This is a genomic window from Mycobacterium sp. IS-3022 (assembly GCF_001500065.1).
Classification (GTDB): Bacteria; Actinomycetota; Actinomycetes; order Mycobacteriales; family Mycobacteriaceae; genus Mycobacterium.
In genome coordinates this window covers 338592-358245 of the sequence record NZ_LQIN01000012.1, presented here as the reverse complement: position 1 = coordinate 358245, position 19654 = coordinate 338592, and the positions used below count along the sequence as shown (strand labels likewise).

The following is a 19654-nucleotide window of genomic DNA, read 5'->3' as shown; positions in this document are numbered from 1 at the left end:
GTGGAAGCACCCGAACTCGTCGCCCTGTTGCGTGGCCGCCGGGTCGCCGTGCTCACCGGGGCGGGCATCTCCACCGACTCGGGCATCCCCGACTACCGCGGCCCGGACTCGCCGCCGAGCAATCCGATGACCATCCGGCAGTTCACCGGCGACCCGGTGTTCCGCCAGCGCTACTGGGCCCGTAACCACCTCGGCTGGCGCCACATGGACGCCACGCTGCCCAACGCCGGCCATCGAGCCCTCGCCGCGCTGGAAGCCGCGGGCGTGGTGTCGGGGGTGGTCACCCAGAACGTCGACCTGCTGCACACCAAGGCGGGCAGCCGCAACGTCGTCAACCTGCACGGCACCTACGCGCAGGTGATCTGTCTGGACCGCGGGCACACGATGCCGCGGGCCGTGCTGGCCGATCTGCTGGAGGTCGCCAATCCGGGATTCGCCCGGCGGGCCGCTCAATCCGTCGGTGGCATCGCTGTCGCTCCCGACGCCGACGCCGTCGTCCACGACACCGCGTCGTTCCGCATCGTGGACTGCCCCGACTGTGGCGGGATGCTCAAACCCGACATTGTCTACTTCGGTGAAAGTGTGCCCAAACACCTTGTCGCGCAGGCATATTCTTTGGTCGACGCGGCGGATGCGCTGCTGGTGGCGGGATCCTCGCTGACGGTGTATTCGGGTTACCGGTTCGTGCGGCATGCCGCGGCGACGGGCATGCCGATCGCGATCGTCAACCGCGGACAGACGCGTGGCGACGACCTCGCGACCGTGAAGATCGACAACGGGTGCTCCGCCATGCTGGCGTTGTTGGCCGACGAGCTGCCCGAGGTCGCCACTTCGGCTTGAATGACGGCGTGACGGAAACCACCGACGATGACGCCTCGTGGCTGCGTGCGCTGCTGGAACGACGGCGGCCCGAACCGGGGCCGGTCAACGGCCGGTGGGCGCTGGGCGTCGGGGACATGATCGCCGAGCACTCGCTGACGCCGGCCAAGTTGCGCTGCTTGGTCCGCAAGCTCAACCACTTCGGCGGGGTCGCCATCAGCGAGGACGCGATCGAATTCGACGGCGACACCGTCGAGTGGGCGAAGGTGGAGGAGATCCGCACCCGCAGCCTGATCGAGTACCTGTTCACCGGCGGCGTCGACAAGCAGGTCGACAAGCTGCCGCTGCCGTGGTTCCCGTTCCGTCGCAAGGTGCTCGGCGCGATCTCCCGTGCCGCATTGACGCTGCTTCTGGCCGCGGCCAAGCAGCAGCTGGAAGGCGGTGCGCTGGAGATCCGGATCCCCGCCGAGGTGCGCTACGACGGACTGTTGCGGACCCGCGAACTCGCTCCGGGAATGCTCGCCGCGGTGATCCTCGCCGATCCCGCCGTCCGCCAGTGCTTCGAGGCGACCGCCAAGGCCCACGCGGTGTCGGTGACGCCCGCCGAGGACGACGTCATGGAGGACGCCGACGAGCGCGCCGAGCAGATCAGGTCGATGCTCGAGGGGATTTCGGCGCGAATTCGGCGTAGTTAGATGCGCCCTGCGCAACCAGATACACCGAAATCGCCAATTAGACGGCGACCAGGTCGTCGGCGTGTACTGCGGGACGGCGCAGCTCCGGCGGTAGATCCGACGTCGACCGGCCCAACATGGTGGCAAGTTCGCTGTGGTCGTAGGCCACCACGCCGCGAGCCACCATCGTCGCGTCCTGGGACCGCAACTCGACGACGTCGCCGCCGTAGAAGCGGCCCGACACCGCGGTGATCCCCGCCGGCAGCAGCGACCGCCGCTGACGCACCACCGCCTGCACCGCACCGTCGTCGAGCGTCAAAGCGCCCGCGACCTCGGCGGCGTAGCGCACCCAGAACCGGCGCGCCGACATCCGTTCGGGCCGTGGCGCGAAGACCGTGCCCACCGACGCGTCGGTGAGCGCCGTGGCGGCGTCCGACGCCCCGGCCAGCAGCACCGGCACGCCCGCGTCGGCCGCCAGCAGCGCGGACGACAGCTTTGACGCCATGCCACCGGTGCCCAGATGACTGCCGCGGCCGGCGACCACACCGTCCAGATCCTCCGGTCGTGTCACCTCGGATATGAAGCGGGCGTTGCCCTTTCGAGGATCCGAGTCGTAGAGCCCGTCGATGTCGGACAGCAGTACCAGCGCGTCGGCGCCCACCAGATGCGCCACCAGCGCCGAGAGCCGGTCGTTGTCGCCGAACCGGATCTCGTTGGTGGCCACCGTGTCGTTCTCGTTGACGATCGCGACCGCGTGCAGCGCGCGCAACCTGTCGAGTGTGCGCTGGGCGTTGGTGTGCTGCACCCGCATCGCGATGTCGTGCGCGGTCAGCAACACCTGCCCGACGACGCGGTCGTAGCGATCGAACGCCGCGCTCCACGAGTTCACCAGCGCCACCTGCCCGACGCTGGCCGCGGCCTGCTTGGTGGCCAGATCCGTCGGTCGCCTGGACAGTTTGAGCGGTTCAATGCCCGCCGCGATCGCACCCGAGGACACGATCACCACATCCGAGCCGGCCTGCATGCGCTTCTCGATCGCATCGACCATCGTGGCCACCCGTCGCCCGTCGAACACCCCCGACGGCGTGGTGAGTGCGGTGGTGCCGACCTTGACGACGATGCTGCGCGCGGTGCGGATCGCGTCGCGGGTGCTCAGCGGTGCGCTCATCCGGGTTCCCCGCCCGGCCGTCGCCGCTCCCGTCGGGCGGCCTTGCGTTCGGCGGCGCCGACCCGATCGGTCTGCTCCAGTCGCTGATCGGTGCCGCGCCCCGACATCGGCACGTCCACCCCCGCGGGGGTCTGCGGCTCCCAGTCGAAGGTGACTTCTCCGATGGTGACGGCGCAGCCGGGGCGAGCGCCGAGCTTGAACAGCTCCTCCTCGACGCCCAGGCGCGCCAGCCGGTCACCCAGATAGCCGACCGCCTCGTCGTTGTCGAAATCGGTTTGGGCAACCCACCGTTCGGGCCGGGTGCCGCGGACGACGAAGCCGCCGTGCCCGTCCGGCTCGACAGTGAACCCGCTCTCGTCGACGGCGACGGGCCGGATGACGGGCCGACGCGGCACCACCGCGGGTTGCGATTCGCGATAGGCCGACACCATCTCCCACAGCGCGAAGGTCAACGGCCGCAACCCTTCCCGGGTCACGGTGGAGACCTCGAAGACCGGCCAGCCGTATCGGCGCGCGAGCTCGTCACGCACGAAGTCGGCCAGCTCCCGAGCCTCGGGCACGTCGATCTTGTTGAGCACCACCGCTCGTGGGCGCTCCGCTAGATCACCCAGCGCCGCATCGCCCTTCAGCGTCGGGGTGTAGGCGGCCAATTCGGCTTCCAGGGCGTCGATGTCGGACACCGGGTCGCGTCCAGGCTCCAGCGTTGCGCAGTCCACCACATGGACCAGCACCGCGCAGCGCTCGATGTGCCGCAGGAAGTCCAGGCCGAGACCGCGGCCCTGCGAAGCACCGGGGATCAGGCCGGGCACGTCGGCGACGGTGAAGGTGTTCTCGCCGGCCGACACCACGCCGAGGTTGGGCGCCAGCGTGGTGAAGGGGTAGTCCGCGATTTTCGGTTTGGCCGCCGAGATGACCGACACCAGCGACGACTTGCCCGCGGACGGAAAGCCGACCAGTCCGACGTCGGCCACCGTCTTGAGTTCCAGCGTGAGGTCGCGGACCTGCCCCTTTTCGCCGAGAAGCGCAAACCCGGGGGCTTTGCGGGCGCGCGACGCCAGCGCGGCGTTGCCCAGGCCACCGCGACCGCCGGCGGCGGCTTCGAAGCGGGTGCCGGCACCGACCAGATCGGCGAGCAGTCGACCGTCCTCATCGAGCACGACCGTGCCGTCGGGGACCTTGACCTCGAGGTCCGCACCTGCGGCCCCGTCCCGGTTGCCGCCCGCGCCTTGCTTGCCGGACGGCGCCACGACATGCGGGTGGAAATGGAAGTCGAGCAGCGTGTGCACCTGCGGATCGACGACCAGCATCACGCTGCCGCCGCGGCCGCCGTTGCCCCCGTCGGGGCCGCCGAGCGGTTTGAACTTCTCGCGGTGGACCGAGGCGCAGCCGTTACCGCCGTTGCCGGCCCGCGCGTGGATCACGACGCGGTCGACGAACCGAGGCATCGGTGATCACTCCTTCGAAGAAACGCCATGGCGGACCGTCAGCTCGCGAGACCGCCGCAGCGTTACCTTCGCGAGCTTAAGCCTCTGGTCGGAGAACGCTGACCGTCTTGCGGCCGCGCTTGCTGCCGAAGGTGACAGCGCCGGGAGCAGTGGCGAACAGCGTGTCGTCACCGCCACGCCCGACGTTGGTGCCGGGATGGAAATGAGTACCCCGCTGGCGCACGATGATCTCGCCGGCCTTGACGATCTGGCCGCCGAACCGCTTGACGCCGAGCCGCTGTGCGGCGGAGTCGCGACCGTTACGCGAGCTGGAAGCGCCCTTCTTGTGTGCCATGTCGTCGTCGCTCCTACTTGATCCCGGTGACCTTGAGGACCGTCAGCTGCTGACGGTGTCCCTGCCGCTTGTGATAGCCGGTCTTGTTCTTGAACTTGTGGATGCGGATCTTCGGGCCCTTGGTGTGCTCGAGCACCTCGCCGGTGACGGCGACCTTCTCCAGCGCCTTGGCGTCCGCGGTGACCTTCGCCCCGTCGACGACCAGCGCGACGGGCAGCGAGACGTTGGAGCCGGGCTCGGTATCGAGCTTCTCGACCTTCACCACGTCGCCGACGGCGACCTTGTACTGCTTGCCGCCGGTCTTGACGATTGCGTACGTGGCCATCGTGCTGCTACTCCTACGTCGTTCACTGGGCGCGCGCGACTTGCGGCTGCGCATGTCTGGGTTTCCGGATCTCGGAGTGTCACCGACTCCACTTGGTCCAGAGCCTGGCGACAACTGCTCAAGGCTACTTGAGTCGCCGCACGAGGGTCAAATCACCGCAGGTCACGCGTCGTGGGCGGCGAACGCCACCGGTCAACCCTCGTGGGCCGGCGGGCCCGCGGGCCGAGCGGCCGCCCGGCGCCGATGCCGCCCACCGGAGACCTTTACCGCCGACGGGCCCCCGTTCGCGCCGTACCCCTGCGAGTCGTCGTCCGAATCGTCGTCATCCTCGTCGTCGTCGTCCGAGTCGTCGTCCGAGTCGTCGTCCGAGTCGTCGTCCGAGTCGTCGTCCGAGTCGTCGGAGTCTTCGTCGATGACCTCGATGTCGTCGTCGATGTCGTCCTCATCGTCGTCGGAGTCCAGATCGATCTCGTCGTCGTCGGAGTCCTCGTCCGAATCGTCGTCCGAATCGTCGTCGGAGTCCTCGTCCGAGTCGTCGTAATCCTCGTCCTCGTCCTCGTCGACGGTCTCGGTCACCGCGGCGCGGATGGCCTCCGAATCGGCCTCAGCGACCTCCTCGGCGGGCTTCTGCTCCTCGGTCTCGTCCTCGTCGTCGTCGTGACGACCGTTGGCGGCCGCCATCGCCTTGAACATCGGGTGTTCGCCTGCGGGATGCGGCGGCACCTTGGCGACCGCGACGTCGTCGGACTTCCCGCCGCGCTTACCCCGCTTACCTCGCCGACCGCCACCGCTGTCGGACTTGCGTCCGGCGCTCGACATCGAGTCGACGGGGTCGCCGTGCAGCACGATCCCCCGCCCGCCGCAGTGGGTGCACGAGGTGGAGAACGCCTCCACCAGACCGGTGCCGAGCCGCTTGCGCGTCAACTGCACGAGGCCCAGTGAAGTCACCTCGGAGACCTGGTGTCGGGTGCGATCCCGTGCCAGCGCTTCGGTCAGCCTGCGCAGCACCAGGTCGCGGTTCGACTCGAGCACCATGTCGATGAAGTCGATGACGACGATGCCGCCGATGTCGCGCAACCGCAGTTGGCGCACGATCTCCTCGGCCGCCTCGAGGTTGTTGCGAGTGACGGTCTGCTCGAGGTTGCCGCCGGAGCCGGTGAACTTGCCGGTGTTGACGTCGATGACGGTCATCGCCTCCGTGCGGTCGATGACCAGCGTGCCGCCCGACGGCAGCCACACCTTGCGGTCCATCGCCTTGGTCAGCTGCTCGTCGATGCGGTGCACCGCGAACACGTCGGGACCGTCGGGGGACGCGGGCTCGTACTTCGTCAGGCGCGGAAGCAGTTCAGGTGCAACGGAATTCACGTATTCGTTGATGGTGTTCCAGGCCTCGTCGCCGGACACTGTCAGGCCGGTGAAGTCCTCGTTGAACAGGTCGCGGATCACCTTGACCAGCACGTCGGGCTCTTCATAGAGCGCGACCGCCGCGCCGGCCTTCTTCGCGGTGATCTCGGCGGCCTTGGCCTCGATCTCCGCCCACCGCTTGGCGAGGCGCTCGACGTCGTTGCGGATGTCTTCTTCCTTCACACCCTCCGACGCGGTGCGGATGATCACCCCGGCGTCGGGCGGCACGACCTCCCGCAGAATCTCCTTGAGCCGCTGACGCTCGGTGTCGGGCAGCTTGCGGCTGATACCGGTCGACGAGGCTCCCGGCACGTAGACCAGATAGCGGCCGGCCAGTGACACCTGCGTCGTCAACCGGGCGCCCTTGTGCCCGACCGGGTCCTTGCTGACCTGCACGACGACGTAGTCGCCCGGCTTGAGGGCCTGCTCGATCTTGCGGTTCTGCCCGCCGAGGCCCGCGGCCTCCCAGTTCACCTCGCCGGCGTACAGCACACCGTTGCGACCGCGGCCGATGTCGACGAACGCCGCCTCCATCGACGGCAGCACATTCTGCACGATGCCGAGGTAGATGTTGCCGACCAGGCTGGCCGAGGCCGCCGAAGTGACGAAGTGCTCAACGACGACGCCGTCCTCGAGCACGGCGATCTGGGTGTAGCGGGCGCCTTCGTGAGGTGGTTCGGTGCGGACCTTGTCGCGGACCACCATCATCCGCTCGACGGCCTCGCGCCGGGCCAGGAACTCGGCTTCGCTCAGGATCGGCGGGCGGCGCCTGCCGGCATCGCGGCCGTCGCGCCTGCGCTGGCGCTTGGCCTCCAGCCGGGTCGATCCGCTGATGCCCTGGATCTCGCCGTCGCCGCCTTGGGCGGACTTGTCGGCTCTCGCGGACTTCCGCGGCTCCCGCTCGTGGACGACGGTGTTGGGCGGGTCGTCGGGCGACGTGCCTCCGTCGCTGTCGTCTCCTGAGCCCGATTTACGGCGACGGCGACGACGGCGGCGCCGGGTGGCTCCGTCGGCGCCGGCGTTCTCGTCGTCGCCGGACTCGTCATCGGAGTCGTCCGAGTCGTCGCTGTCCTGCTCGCCGCCCTGGTCGTTGTCGCCGTCGGAGTCGGCGTCGTCGCCGTTCTGCTCACCCCGGCCGCGGCCCCGTCCGCGCCGGCCTCGGCGGCGGCGCCGCCCGGATGGCCGTTCGGACTGGTCATCGTCGGTGTCCTGGCCGTCGTCGCTGTCGTCGTCCTCGTCATCGTCGTCGGCGGTGTCAGCGTCGTAGTCGAACCGGACGGGTTGCGGCGCCACGAACAGCGGAAGGTAGTCGGCGTGCTCCTGGGGGCTCGCCGCGGAATCTTCCGAGCTCAGTCGGGAGTCGGGCTGGTCACCGTCGGAAGGCGGCCCGGCCGCGTCGGCGGTTTCGGTCGCCGACTCCTCCGGCTGGGTGTCCTCCGCGTGTCGCGTGTCTTCTGAAAGGTCTTCGGTTGGGGCATCTTCGGCCACGTAGTCTCCTTAAGCCCCCGGGCGCGTCTCGTTCGACGCGGCCACGCGAGGGCTTCCGCTATTGACCCGGGTAACTTCGCCCGGGCTTGTTGTGGTCTCGCTCCGGGCGGTCCACTGGTGAACCATCCCGGTGCCGGTCTGAATGATGGCTGGACGGTCGGCGCCGCATCACGCGTGGCGATGGTCGCGCACGTCTAAGTCTTCATTCGGGCGTCCGGCCCCGGTTGATGGCCGGCTACCCGAGCCAAGTATCCCACATCACGCCAACCCGCCTGACCAGGCTGGGCGAGCTGGGCCCCGTCTCGTTACGTGCCGGGGAACCAGAGGTCGATCTCGCGGACCGCCGACTCCGCCGAATCCGAGCCGTGCACCAGGTTGTCCTGGGTGATCAGGGCCAGATCACCGCGGATGGTGCCCGGCGTGGCCTTCTCCACCGGATCGGTTCCGCCGGCGATCTGCCGGAACGCCGCGATCGCGCGCGGCCCCTCGACGATCGCCGCCACGACGGGGCCGGAGGTGATGAAGTCGAGCAGCGACCCGAAGAACGGCTTGCCCTCGTGCTCGGCGTAATGCCGGCGGGCAAGGTCGTCGCTGACGGTCACGAGCTGCAGCGCCGCGATGGACAGGCCCTTGCGTTCGATTCGGCCCAGAATCTCCCCGACGAGGCGTCGCTTGACGCCGTCGGGCTTGATCAACACGAGGGTCCGCTCAGTCGGCTCAGTCACGGCCGACAGAATAACCGCCGAACACTACTCGGGAGGACGCTGCTGCTGTCCCGGCAGGAGGCCACGCTTCTGCCTGCGCAACACCTCGGCGCGCAGATACGCGATCACGAGCCAGACCACCAGGAAGACCACGCCGATGAAGCCGATCGCGCCGTGCACGACCACGCCGGCGATCAGCACCACCTGCATGAACAGGTTCACCCAGATCGCCCACGGCCTGCCCTGCACACCGGCCAGCAACACCAACACCACCGCCAGCCCGACCAGGTAGCCGCCGCTGACCGCGGTCAGGCCGCCGCCGACCCGTCCGACCACCGGCAGTGCCAGCAGCACCACGATGGCTTCCAGAATCAGCGTGCCCGCCATCACGCCCCGGAAGCTTCGCCACGGGTCCGGAGCCGCGGAGCCGGCGGCGTTCGGATCGGGTTGCTGCTGCGGCGCAGGTTCGGTCACTGCGGGTCCTTTCCGAACAGCGTGCGCGCCGCTCCGGCGGTGACCACCGAACCGGTGATCACCATCCCGGCGCCGCCGAACAGCTCGCCCTCGTCACTGGATTCCTCGACGATCGCGGTGGCGGTCTCGATCGCGTCGGGCAGCGTGGCGGCGGTGACCACCCGTTCGGGCCCGAACCTCTCCTCGGCCCGCAACGCCAGCGCCTCGACGTCGAGCGCGCGCGGAGATCCGTTGTGGGTGATGACGATCTGGTCGAACACCGGCTCCAGCGCGGCCAGGATGCCGTCGACGTCCTTGTCGCCCATCACCGAAACGACGCCGACGAGGAAGCGGAAGTCGAACTCCTGCTGAAGCGCCTGCGCCAGCGCCGCGGCGCCCGCCGGGTTATGGGCGGCATCGATGAAAACCGTTGGTGCGCTGCGCATCCGCTCCAGCCGCCCCGGACTGGTCACCGCGGCGAAGCCCGCCCGCACCGCGTCGACGTCGAGTTGGCGTTGTGCGCCGGCGCCGAAGAACGCCTCGACGGCCGCCAGCGCCAGGACCGCGTTGTGCGCCTGGTGTTCGCCGTGCAGCGGCAGGAAGACGTCGGAGTAGCGGCCGCCGAGCCCTTGCATTTCGAGCAGCTGTCCGCCGACAGCGACCTGCCTGCCCAGCACCGCGAACTCGGAGTCCTCGCGTGCGACGGCCGCGTCTGCGCGCACCGCCTGGGCCAGCAGCACCTCCATCGCTTCAGGCGCCTGACGCCCGATCACCGCGACAGTGTCGGTCGGAACGAGGTCGTCGTCCTGCTTGGTGATGATTCCGGCCTTCTCCGCGGCGATCTCGGCGATGGTGTCGCCGAGGTATTCGGCATGGTCCACCCCGATCGGGGTGATGACCGCGACGGGCGCGTTGACGACGTTGGTGGCGTCCCAGCGCCCACCGAGGCCGACCTCGACGACGGCGACGTCGATCGGCGCGTCGGCGAACGCGGCGAACGCCATCGCGGTCACCACTTCGAACTTGCTCAATGGCGGGCCTTCCCCTCCGAGAAGCCCAGCTTCGGACTGTTGATCGACCAGTTGCACGAACGGTTCGATCTCGCGGTAGGTCTGCACGTACAGCGCCGGGGTGATCGGCTTGCCGTCGATCGAGATGCGTTCGACGGCGGACTGCAGGTGCGGGCTGGTGGTCCGGCCGGTGCGGCGGTGCAGCGCGGTCAGCAGGGCGTCGACCATCCGTGCCACCGAGGTCTTGCCGTTGGTGCCCGCGATGTGGATGGACGGGTAGCCGCGCTGCGGCGAGCCGAGCAGTTCCAGCAGCGCCGAGATGCGCGTCGTGCTGGGCTCGAGTTTGGTTTCGGGCCAGCGCTGGTCGAGCAGGTGCTCGACCTGGAGAAGCGCTGCGATCTCGTCCGGCGTCGGAACCGGCTCGGTCATGCGAGGCCGGCCAGCCGAGCCGTGATGCGGTCGACCTCTTCTCGCGCCAGCTGCTGACGGCCGCGGATCTTCTCGACGACGTCGGCGGGCGCCTTGGCGAGGAACGCCTCGTTGCCGAGTTTGCCTGTGGTGCTGGCCAATTCCTTCTGCGCGGCCGCCAAATCCTTCTCGAGCCGACGCCGCTCGGCGGCCAGGTCCACCGTTCCCGACGTGTCCACCTCGACGGTCACGGTGCCCCGGGACAGCCGCACCTCGATCGCGGCGGTCGGGTGGAAACCATCACCATCAGCGGTCAGCCAGGCAAGCGACCGGACCGCGGGCACCTGCGCCCGCAGATCCGCGCCGGCGATGTCGGACAACCGCGCCGGCACCTTCTGCCGGTCGCCCAGGCCCTGGTCGCTGCGGAAGCGACGCACCTCGGTGATCAGCTTCTGCATATCGTCGATCCGTTGCCCGGCAACTGAATCCAGCTCGAAACCGGAAGGTTTCGGCCAGTCGGCGATGACCAGCGACTCACCGCCGGTCAGGGTCTTCCACAGCACCTCGGTGACGAACGGCATCACCGGATGCAGCAGTTTGAGCAGGGTGTCGAGCACGGCCGCCAGCACCGCGGTCGTATGGTCGACACTGCTTTCTTGCTGGGAAGCCAGCTGCACCTTGGCCAGCTCCACGTACCAGTCGCAGAACTCGTCCCAGGCGAAGTGGTAGAGCGACTCGCATGCGCGGTTGAACTCGTAGGCGTCGAACGCCGAATCCACTTCGGTGCGAACCTGTTCCATCCGGCCGAGGATCCACCGGTCGGCGTCGGTGAGTTCGCGGGCGTCCGGCAAGGGTGCGGGCGCGGCGCCGTTCATCAGAGCGAACCGGGTCGCGTTGAACAGCTTGGTGGCGAAGTTGCGCGATGCGCGGGCGTGGTCCTCGCCGATGGAGAGGTCGCCGCCGGGGCTGGCGCCCCGCGCCAAGGTGAACCGCAACGCGTCGGCGCCGAAGAGCTCCACCCAGTCCAGAGGGTCGATGCCGTTGCCGCGCGATTTGCTCATCTTGCGGCCATGCTCGTCGCGGATCAGGCCGTGCAGGAAGACGTTCTGGAACGGGACCTGCGGGCCACGCTGACCGTTCAGCGTGATCGCCGGATCGTCGGAAACGAATGTTCCGAACATCATCATCCGCGCCACCCAGAAGAACAGGATGTCGTAGCCGGTCACCAGGACGGTGGTCGGATAGAACTTGGCGAGGTCGGCCGTGTGCTCGGGCCACCCCATCGTGGAGAACGGCCACAGCGCCGAGCTGAACCAGGTGTCGAGCACGTCGGGGTCCTGTTCCCAGCCCTGCGGCGGTGTCTCGTCCGGGCCGACGCACACCGTCTCGCCGTTGGGTCCGTGCCAGATCGGGATGCGGTGGCCCCACCACAACTGCCGGGAGATGCACCAGTCGTGCATGTTGTCGACCCACGCGAACCAGCGCGGTTCGAGGCTGGGCGGGTGGATCACGGTGTCGCCGTTGCGAACTGCGTCGCCCGCCGCCTTGGCCAGCGCTTCGACCTTGACCCACCACTGCAGCGACAGCCGGGGCTCGATCGGCTCACCACTGCGCTCGGAGTGCCCGACGCTGTGCACGTACGGCCTCTTCTCGGCGACAATGCGGCCCTCACGCGCCAGCGCTTCGCGCACCTTGACGCGCGCCTCGAAGCGGTCCTGGCCGTCGAAATCCGTTCCGGTGCCGGTGATTCGGCCCTTGGTGTCCATGATCGACGGCATCGGCAGCGCATGCCGCAGGCCGATCTCGAAGTCGTTCGGGTCGTGCGCGGGGGTGACCTTGACGGCGCCGGTGCCGAATTCGGGGTCGACGTGCTCGTCGGCGACGATCGCGATCTCGCGGTCGATGAACGGGTGTGGCAACGTCTTGCCGACCAGGTCGCGGTAGCGCTCGTCGTCGGGGTGCACAGCGATGGCGGTGTCACCCAGCATCGTCTCGACGCGGGTGGTGGCGACCACGATGTGCGGTTCGTCGTCGTCGAGAGAGCCGTAGCGGAACGACACCAGCTCGCCCTCGATGTCTTCGTATTTGACCTCGAGGTCGGAGATCGCGGTCTGAAGCACCGGCGACCAGTTGACCAGTCGCTCAGCCTGGTAGATGAGGCCGGCGTCGTAGAGGCGCTTGAAGATGGTGCGCACCGCGCGCGACAGACCATCGTCCATGGTGAACCGGTCGCGGCTCCAGTCGACGCCGTCGCCGAGGCGGCGCATCTGCGCGCCGATCGTGCCGCCGGATTCCCGCTTCCAGTCCCAGACCTTGTCGACGAACAGCTCGCGGCCGAAATCCTCCTTGGTCTTGCCGTCGACGGCGAGTTGCTTCTCCACCACCGTCTGGGTGGCGATGCCGGCGTGGTCCATGCCCGGCAGCCACAGCACCTCGTAGCCCTGCATCCGCTTGCGCCGGGTCAGCGCGTCCATCAGCGTGTGGTCCAGCGCGTGCCCCATGTGCAGATTGCCGGTCACGTTCGGCGGGGGCAGCACGATGGAGTAGGCGGGCTTGCTGCTGGCCGCGTCGGCGGTAAAGTAGCCGGCCCTGACCCAGCCCTCGTAGATGTCGCTCTCCACCTCGCCCGGGTTCCAGGACTTGGGCAGCGCGGTCACCGGCGAGGTGCCGGAATCGGAACGAGCGCTGGCGGTCACCCCGCAATTCTAGGGAGGCGGCGCGAGGTCGAGCTCACGCGGTGTGAACTGCCTACCTCTTGCCGCTCAGTAACCCGCCGAGGATGTCGCCGAGTCCACCACCACCACCCTTGCCGCCGCCACCGCCGAGCACGCTGCCCAGAATGCTGCCGAGCGGATTGTTCCCGCCGCCCGCTCCGCCGGCGCCACCGAGGATGCTGCCGAGCACGTCGGCCAGGCCGCCGCCCGCGGGTTCCTGCGTCTGAGACTGGGCCGGGGTGGAACCGCCGGACAGTTTCTTACCGATGTAGGCAAGCACGATCGGGGCCAGGATCGGCAGCAGCTTCTGCATCAGGTCGCTGTTGCCTGCGCCGCCGCCGGCCAGCGCCGACGCGACCGCATTGCTGTCGTTGCCGCCGAAGATCTTCGCGACGTACTGGTCGCCCCGGCTGGCGTCGACCGCGTCGACGTTGACCCCGCCGTCAAGCAGGTCGCTGCTGCCCTCCTGAGCAACAGCTGACTCGAGGTCGCCGGAGTCGATCTCGTTGGCTTGGACGTTCTCCGCCACACCGCCGACGAGCGCCGGTACCAGCGTGCGAATCGCGTTGTTCACTTCGCCTTCGTCGGCGCCGACCTTCTTCGCGATGTCCTGCACCGGAATTTGAGCGAACAGTTCGTCGAGTCCAGCCATTGCATGTCCACCTTCGTTGCTGGGATGTCGCCGGGAATTGCACAACCGCGGTGACGACACTAATGCAGTGGATCATGATTGACAGCGGTTCGGGTCGTCCCGATCAGTTGAGCCGGGTGGTCTCGAATATCACTCCGGCCCCAGGGAATCGAGCCAACAATGCGTCGCCCATCGCCGACGCCGGGGTCAGTACCCCGCGCAGATCCGAAAGGCGATCCCTGTCGAGCGCGAGGGCCAGCCCGCTCTCGCCCAGCATGACCGAAGTCGACTTGTATGCCGGGTCGCCCTGTTGCGACATGGTGGCCCGGTAGCGTGCGCCGGCGGTCGTGGTGGTGTACGTCTCGACGGTGTAGTGGCCCTGTTCGCGGGATTGTTCGCTGGGCCCCGTGCCCGGCTTCGGCAAGATGCGTTCGACGAGTTTGTTCGGCACCTTGTCGAAGAACCGGTTGCCCAGCGCCAGCGTTGCGGCGTTGCCACCGGCGGCCAGCGCCGCGGCCACCGGCGCGAGCACCGAGCGACCCACGCTCTGCTGCTCGCCGTACTCCAGCCGGCGTCCGTACGCGTAGTCCAGTAAAGCGTTGCTGCGTCTGACGATCCGAGTGTTCACCGGCGCCATGATGAACGGGCCGAGCCAGTATCCGTCGAGCTCGGGCGCGACCTCGCGGCCACGCCGCCACCGCACGTCGGGCTGTGCACCGAGTTCAGGTTCGGCACTTCGATTGGGTGTCAGGGTGTACGGATCGTCCAACGCCCGCCGCACCTCGGGGTCGGTCGAGGCAACGCGCATCACTTCGATTATCGACGCCAGGGTGCCGCCCGAGACGCCGCCGACGAACTCCCGCACGACGAAATTGGTGTCGGTCAGCTCGCCGGCATTGTCCTTTTCCGCCTGCCGATACAATGCGAACACGCTGAGATCCGAAGGGACGGAGTCGAATCCACACGAGTGCACGATCCGGGCGCCGGTGTCGATCGCCTGTTCGTGGTACAGGCGGATGCTGTCGCGAATGAAGTTCGCCTCTCCGGTCAGGTCGGCGTAGTCGGTGCCCGCGGCCGCGCACGCGCCCACCAGCGGCAGCCCATACTTCGCGTAGGGGCCGACGGTCGTCACCACCACCTGCGTCCGTGCCGCCATCGCGCTCAAGGTCGAGGGCTGCGACGCGTCGGCCGCGATCAGCTCCCAGGATTGTGCGGATTCGCCCAGTGTCCCGCGCACCGCGAGCAGCTTTTCGGGTGACCGGCCGGCCAGCGCGATACGCGCGTTCGCACCCGCCTTCGCCAAATACTGAGCGGTCAGCTTTCCGACATAGCCCGTTGCGCCGTAGAGGACGATGTCGAATTCCCGCTCCGATGTGCTCATGTGCGCGACGCTACCGACACGCGGGAACGGGAGCGACCAGCGGCCCCGACATCAGCGGGGCCGCCGGCCGATACAGGTTCCTCGGCCAAGGCGCCTCACGGAGCCTCGACGGTGATGCCATCCCCCTCGGTCGCAACGGCGGTGAGGCCATCGCCGTTGACGGTCGCGGTGTTGTTGTCGCCCTCGCCGGAGCTGGCCACGCTGCCGTCACCATTCACCGTCGAGGTGTTGTTGTCGCCCTCGCCCGCCCCGGACGCACTGCCATCACCGCGGGTGATGGCGGTGTTGTTGTCACCTTCGCCGGCCCCGGCCGTGCTGCCATCTCCGTGGACGGCGACGGTGTTGTTGTCACCATCGCCGACGCCGGCACTGCTTCCATCACCCTTGACGGTGGCGGTGTTGTTGTCACCTTCACCGGCGCCGGCGGCGCTGCCATCGCCGATCACCGTGGTGGTGTTTCCGTCGCCTTCACCGGCCACGGCCAATCCGTCGTCGCCGACCACGGTCGCGGTGTTGCCGTCACCCAAGCCAGCCTGGGCCACTCCCCTATCGCCGTTCACCGTCGCGGTGTTGCCATCACCCAGACCGGCCAGAGCGCTACTGTCGTCACCGACGACGCGTGCGGTGTTGCCGTCGCCGTAACTGACGCCATCCCTGGATGTGCTTGCGGAGCTGTTGTCGCCGTTGACAATTGCCCTGTTGCGGTTTCCGCCGACCGCGGTGGCGGAGCTGTCGTCGCCGTGTGCGATCGCCACCGATCCCGTCCCGTCGGATGTGGCGGTCGCAGTGCCTTTCTGCACTCGTGTTTCGCCATTGGTCGAGACGCTGACATCAGGTCCCTTGGCCGAACCGGTGTCCGAGGGTTCGGCGGATGCCACCCATGGCGTCGCGGCGACGGCGGCCCCGACGCCCATCGCGATTGCGAACGCCCCCAGTCGGCCGGCATACCGGCCATACGGTGCCGGGCGAGTGGTCGATTCGTGCGGGCTCCGGTCACAGTTGTTGGGGTTGTGTTTCGTCATGGCGCCCGACCGTAACGGCAACCAATTCCGTTGTGGGCCCTACGTTTGCGGTGCTGCTCGGTAACGACGTAGTGGAACGACGGCGTACCGCTACAGTGCACAGATCGGCCCGAAGTGTCATCTTTGCAGGTCGAACCCGTTGCGCAAGCACAATATTGACGCGCGGACAGCCGCAACTCGTTGCCAACCACGATCTTCGGGCTGGACAGAAAACGAACCTCGAAGACGGGCTATCCGAGTGTCTCGGGCACCTCAACGTCCTCACCCAGCACATGGCGGGCCAGGAACCCGGTCACCACCTGATACCAGATCTTGGCGTGTTGCGGGCTGAGCACCCAGTGGTTCTCCGACGGGAAGTACAGGAATCGGTGCGGGCTGTCGCCGTCGTCGTCGGCCGGCAGCGCGGAGTGGGTCAGCAACTCGTACCACAGCCGCAGCGCTTCACCGATCGGTACGCGATAGTCCTTGTCGCCGTGGATTACCAGCATCGGCGTGCGAATTTCTGCGACATGGTGGTGCGGCGAGTTCTTCTGCGCCATCTCCCGGGTCATCTCGCGCAGCCAGTAGTACGACGAGTCGGTGGTGGCGCCGAACTGATCCAGCGCCCAGAGGCTGGCGTGGGTGACGATCGCGTCGAACCTGTCGGTGTGACCGGCCACCCAGTTGGCCATGTAGCCGCCGAAGGATCCGCCCATCGCCGCCGTGCGGTCGGCGTCGATGCGCGGATGCGCGCACGCCGCGTCGGTCGCCGCCATCAGGTCGTCGAACGGGGCGCCGCCCCATGCTCCCCAGCCGCGTTGGATGAACCGCTGGCCGTACCCGGTGGACAGCCCGGGATCGGGCAGCAGCACCGCGTATCCCCGAGCGGCGAGCAGCCACGGGTTCCATCGCCATGACCACGCGTTCCAGCTGCTCAGCGGGCCGCCGTGAATCCACAGCAGCAACGGCGCCTTGCCGTCGCCGGGGGCAGCACCAGCCACGAGCGCAGCCGGGTGCCGTCGTCGGCCGTCGCCTCGAGCTCGCTCAGCGTGCCCGGCAGCGACGGCAACGTCACGCAGGGCAGTTCGGTGACCGCACCGTCGGGATCGATACGCACGGGGTGCGGCGGCGCGGCGTAGGAGCTTCGCAACGCGAACAGCACGCCATCCGGCGCGGTCACCACGTCGGAGTAGCAATAGTCGTCGAACGTCAGCTGCGTCACCGCACCGTCGGCGACGTCGACGCGAAACACCGGCGAGCGCCCGTCCTGATCGGCGGTCACGATCACCGTCGAGCCATCACGCGACCATGTCACCGACGCCGGCCACCGGTCCCAATCGGCCGCGAGCACGCCGGGTTCACCGCCGAAGCGCAGGCAGCCCAACGTGATTCGCGGTGCTGTCTCGGGTGTGGAAAACGTCTCGCGAAGATAGACGACCGTCGAACCGTCCGGTGACACCGCAGGGCGCCACGCGTCTGCGTCGGGCTCGTCCACCAGCACAGTGCGCTCACCACTGTCCAGGTCGATACGCACGAGCACCGAGTGCCGAGACGCTCCCGGCGCCGGCCGCTGCCACGTCGTGACCAGGAAGCGGCCGTCGGAACTGACGTCGAAGTCCGAGTCCCGCAGCGCGCCACCCGGGGCGGCGGTCAGATCGCGCACGTGATCACCCGCGGGGTCGCCGGCCAGCTCGACGCCGAGCAGGTGCGGTTCTGCCGGCCCGAGATCGGAGTCCCAGTGCCGGATCGGATAACCGGTGTGCAGGATCGCGGTGATCTTGTTGTCCTTGCGTAGATCCCGCAACCGGCGGTCGTCGCCGACGGTACGCGCGGAGGGCATCAGCGGTGACCGCACCACGGCGACGTCGGCCTCACGGGCGGGGCGCACCGCCTCGACACCACCGGGCAGCGACAGCGCCTCCACCGCCTCGCCGCCGGCGGCCGGTAGCCGCCACAGTGCGGCAGGCGGCTTGTCGTCGTCGGCCGTCGGGCGCACGGCGACGAACAGCAGATCGCCGTCGGCGGTGAAGGCCGGCGCCGATTCGCCCTTGGTCCCGCGCGTCAACCGGCGCGCCGGTTGCACACCCGCCGGGTCGATCTCCCATACGGCGCTTACGTATTCGGTTCTCTTGTCGTTGAGTTCCGCGACGGTGGTCACGAGCCGAGACCCGTCGGGTGAGAGCGCCAGCCCCGACACCCGCGGCAGGCCGACGTACTCGTCGAGGTCGTCGAAGGGGGTGGAGAACGGGGAGGCCGTGGCGCCGACGGTCGTCGCGGTCATTCACCGTTCGTAGCACACCGGCTGGGGGCAGTCGTCGCAGCGGCCACGACCGCGGCACAGGTTACGTTCGACGAATGCCGAAGCGAATCGTGGTGATCGGGGCGGGCATCGCCGGACTGGCGACCGCCGTCGCGCTGCAACAGCGCGGGCACGACGTCACGTTGATCGAGGAGCGCACCGACACGTCGTCGGGTGCCGGGATCAGCATCTGGCCGAATGCGTTGGCGGCACTCGACGACCTCGGCCTCGGCGACCCGGTGCGTGAGGCCGGTGGCAGCGTGACCGCGGGCGCAGCGCGCTGGCGGGACGGCACCTGGCTGCGACGGCCCGCGCCGGCCCGCATCGTCACAGCGCTCGGCGAGCCGCTGGTGGTGATCCGGCGGTCGGCGTTGACCTCGATCCTCGCGGCCGCGCTGACCGAGGGCACGCTGCGCGCCGGACTGGCTGCGGACGCGCTGGCGGTGACCGCCGCCGGGGTCCGGGTGACCCTGGCGGACAACACGGTGCTGGAGGCCGACGCGGTCGTCGGGGCGGACGGGACCCATTCGATGGTGGCCCGCCACCTCAACGGCCCTCTGCACAACAGGTACATCGGCTACACGGCGTGGCGCGGCGTGGCACAGTGCCGGATCGACCCCGACCTCGCCGGCGAGACGCTCGGCGCCGCGGTCGAGTTCGGTCACGTGCCCCTCGGCGCGCAGAACACGTACTGGTTCGCCACCGAACGTCTGCCCGAGGGACACACCGCGCCACAGGGTGAGTTGGCTCATCTTCGGGAGCGGTTCGCCTCCTGGGCTCAGCCGATCCCCGAGATTCTGGCCACCACGGAGCCCGCCGCCGTGTTGCGCAATGACCTGTATGACCGCGACGAGGCACGACAGTGGGCACGGGGTCCGATCGTGGCGGTCGGTGACGCCGCGCATCCCATGCGGCCGCATCTCGGACAGGGCGGCTGCCAAGGCCTGGAGGACGCCGCGATCCTCGCGAGGTTCCTCGACGGCGACGACGACACCGCGTCGGCATTCGCACGGTTCGTGGCGTTCCGCCGTCCGCGGGTCCGGTCGCTGGTGCGCGAGTCGCGATTCATCGGCCGTGTGATGAACCTGCCGCCGTTGTTCAGCGAGCTGGCCGCCCGCGCGACGGTGCTGGGACCCGAGGCGCTGGTGGCCCGGCATCTGGCCGCCGTGGCGGCGCGGTCGGCGTTCACGCTGCCGACCGACCGCGATCTGGCTGGGGCCTGACCCCCCGGTTCAGCGGGCGAACGCGCCGATCGGGTTGAGCAGCGCCGAGCACATCTGACGCGGGTTGACGAACCCGAACAGGCCACTGGACGGCATCGACGCGCAGCCGGTCGACGCGGCCGGCGTGGTCCGTGCGGTCGGCGCCGACGGGCCGGTCCAGACCGCGGGTGTCG

Annotated in this window: 15 protein-coding genes and 1 pseudogene; 3 read left to right on the top strand and 13 right to left on the bottom strand. The window is 68.8% G+C overall.

Going from position 1 to position 19654, the window contains the following annotated elements:
* Together AU188_RS11020 and AU188_RS11015 are read left to right on the top strand one after the other, a co-directional pair.
* Positions 1–840, top strand: coding sequence for an NAD-dependent protein deacetylase (locus AU188_RS11020; RefSeq protein WP_059163715.1), 840 nt, complete (start codon positions 1–3; stop codon positions 838–840).
* Between the two features lie 8 nt (positions 841–848).
* A complete protein-coding gene (locus AU188_RS11015) occupies positions 849–1514 on the top strand; it encodes a hypothetical protein (protein WP_286137388.1) in 666 nt (221 codons plus the stop codon).
* Positions 1515–1551: 37 nt separating this feature from the next.
* Here the strand turns inward: AU188_RS11015 and proB are convergent, their stop codons facing one another.
* From proB to AU188_RS10950, 13 genes and pseudogenes are all read right to left on the bottom strand, one after another.
* Positions 1552–2661 carry a glutamate 5-kinase gene (gene proB, locus AU188_RS11010; RefSeq protein WP_059163714.1) on the bottom strand — a complete coding sequence of 370 codons (1110 nt, stop codon included), beginning with the start codon at positions 2659–2661 and terminating at the stop codon, positions 1552–1554.
* On the bottom strand, positions 2658–4106 hold the full coding sequence (gene obgE, locus AU188_RS11005; protein ID WP_059163713.1) for a GTPase ObgE: 1449 nt from the start codon (positions 4104–4106) through the stop codon (positions 2658–2660). The genes proB and obgE overlap by 4 nt, the downstream gene beginning before the upstream one ends.
* Before the next feature lie 76 nt (positions 4107–4182).
* The gene (gene rpmA, locus AU188_RS11000; RefSeq protein ID WP_059102385.1) at positions 4183–4440 is read right to left on the bottom strand and encodes a 50S ribosomal protein L27; all 258 of its coding nucleotides are present in this window, start codon (positions 4438–4440) and stop codon (positions 4183–4185) included.
* A gap of 13 nt (positions 4441–4453) precedes the next feature.
* Complete coding sequence (gene rplU, locus AU188_RS10995) at positions 4454–4765, bottom strand: 50S ribosomal protein L21 (protein WP_059163712.1); 312 nt, start codon at positions 4763–4765, stop codon at positions 4454–4456.
* A 192-nt stretch (positions 4766–4957) separates the two neighbouring features.
* On the bottom strand, positions 4958–7657 hold the full coding sequence (gene rne / locus AU188_RS10990) for a ribonuclease E (protein WP_059163711.1): 2700 nt from the start codon (positions 7655–7657) through the stop codon (positions 4958–4960).
* A gap of 305 nt (positions 7658–7962) precedes the next feature.
* Positions 7963–8382: a nucleoside-diphosphate kinase gene (gene ndk / locus AU188_RS10985; RefSeq protein ID WP_156426632.1), complete on the bottom strand. Its 420-nt coding sequence runs from the start codon at positions 8380–8382 to the stop codon at positions 7963–7965.
* Between the two features lie 24 nt (positions 8383–8406).
* Positions 8407–8748, bottom strand: coding sequence for a DUF4233 domain-containing protein (locus tag AU188_RS10980; protein ID WP_082686592.1), 342 nt, complete (start codon positions 8746–8748; stop codon positions 8407–8409).
* 83 nt (positions 8749–8831) lie between these two features.
* Positions 8832–10253, bottom strand: a complete 1422-nt coding sequence (gene folC, locus AU188_RS10975) for a bifunctional tetrahydrofolate synthase/dihydrofolate synthase (protein WP_059163708.1) — start codon at positions 10251–10253, stop codon at positions 8832–8834.
* The gene (locus AU188_RS10970; RefSeq protein ID WP_216636177.1) at positions 10250–12928 is read right to left on the bottom strand and encodes a valine--tRNA ligase; all 2679 of its coding nucleotides are present in this window, start codon (positions 12926–12928) and stop codon (positions 10250–10252) included. The genes folC and AU188_RS10970 overlap by 4 nt, the downstream gene beginning before the upstream one ends.
* 52 nt (positions 12929–12980) lie before the next feature.
* Positions 12981–13598, bottom strand: a complete 618-nt coding sequence (locus tag AU188_RS10965; protein WP_059163707.1) for a DUF937 domain-containing protein — start codon at positions 13596–13598, stop codon at positions 12981–12983.
* Positions 13599–13701: 103 nt separating this feature from the next.
* Positions 13702–14958 carry a saccharopine dehydrogenase family protein gene (locus tag AU188_RS10960; RefSeq protein WP_059163706.1) on the bottom strand — a complete coding sequence of 419 codons (1257 nt, stop codon included), beginning with the start codon at positions 14956–14958 and terminating at the stop codon, positions 13702–13704.
* Between the two features lie 95 nt (positions 14959–15053).
* A complete protein-coding gene (locus AU188_RS10955) occupies positions 15054–15980 on the bottom strand; it encodes a hypothetical protein (RefSeq protein WP_059163705.1) in 927 nt (308 codons plus the stop codon).
* 230 nt (positions 15981–16210) lie between these two features.
* Positions 16211–18240 (bottom strand): annotated as a pseudogene (locus AU188_RS10950) (S9 family peptidase).
* 74 nt (positions 18241–18314) lie between these two features.
* On the opposite strand from AU188_RS10950, the gene AU188_RS10945 reads away from it, so the two are divergent.
* Entirely contained in the window at positions 18315–19481 is a 1167-nt protein-coding gene (locus AU188_RS10945) for an FAD-dependent oxidoreductase (RefSeq protein ID WP_059163704.1), read from the top strand.
* Positions 19482–19654: the final 173 nt, after the last annotated feature.

What these genes read in the sequence shown, in the direction of transcription:
- obgE (WP_059163713.1), bottom strand. Translation starts at nt 4,106, where the DNA reads ATGCCTCGGTTCGTCGACCGCGTCGTGATCCACGCGCGGGCCGGCAAC.
- AU188_RS10980 (WP_082686592.1), bottom strand. Translation starts at nt 8,748, where the DNA reads ATGGCGGGCACGCTGATTCTGGAAGCCATCGTGGTGCTGCTGGCACTG.
- rplU (WP_059163712.1), bottom strand. Translation starts at nt 4,765, where the DNA reads ATGGCCACGTACGCAATCGTCAAGACCGGCGGCAAGCAGTACAAGGTC.
- AU188_RS10945 (WP_059163704.1), top strand. Translation starts at nt 18,315, where the DNA reads ATGCCGAAGCGAATCGTGGTGATCGGGGCGGGCATCGCCGGACTGGCG.
- AU188_RS10955 (WP_059163705.1), bottom strand. Translation starts at nt 15,980, where the DNA reads ATGACGAAACACAACCCCAACAACTGTGACCGGAGCCCGCACGAATCG.
- proB (WP_059163714.1), bottom strand. Translation starts at nt 2,661, where the DNA reads ATGAGCGCACCGCTGAGCACCCGCGACGCGATCCGCACCGCGCGCAGC.
- AU188_RS10960 (WP_059163706.1), bottom strand. Translation starts at nt 14,958, where the DNA reads ATGAGCACATCGGAGCGGGAATTCGACATCGTCCTCTACGGCGCAACG.
- rpmA (WP_059102385.1), bottom strand. Translation starts at nt 4,440, where the DNA reads ATGGCACACAAGAAGGGCGCTTCCAGCTCGCGTAACGGTCGCGACTCC.
- AU188_RS10965 (WP_059163707.1), bottom strand. Translation starts at nt 13,598, where the DNA reads ATGGCTGGACTCGACGAACTGTTCGCTCAAATTCCGGTGCAGGACATC.
- folC (WP_059163708.1), bottom strand. Translation starts at nt 10,253, where the DNA reads ATGACCGAGCCGGTTCCGACGCCGGACGAGATCGCAGCGCTTCTCCAG.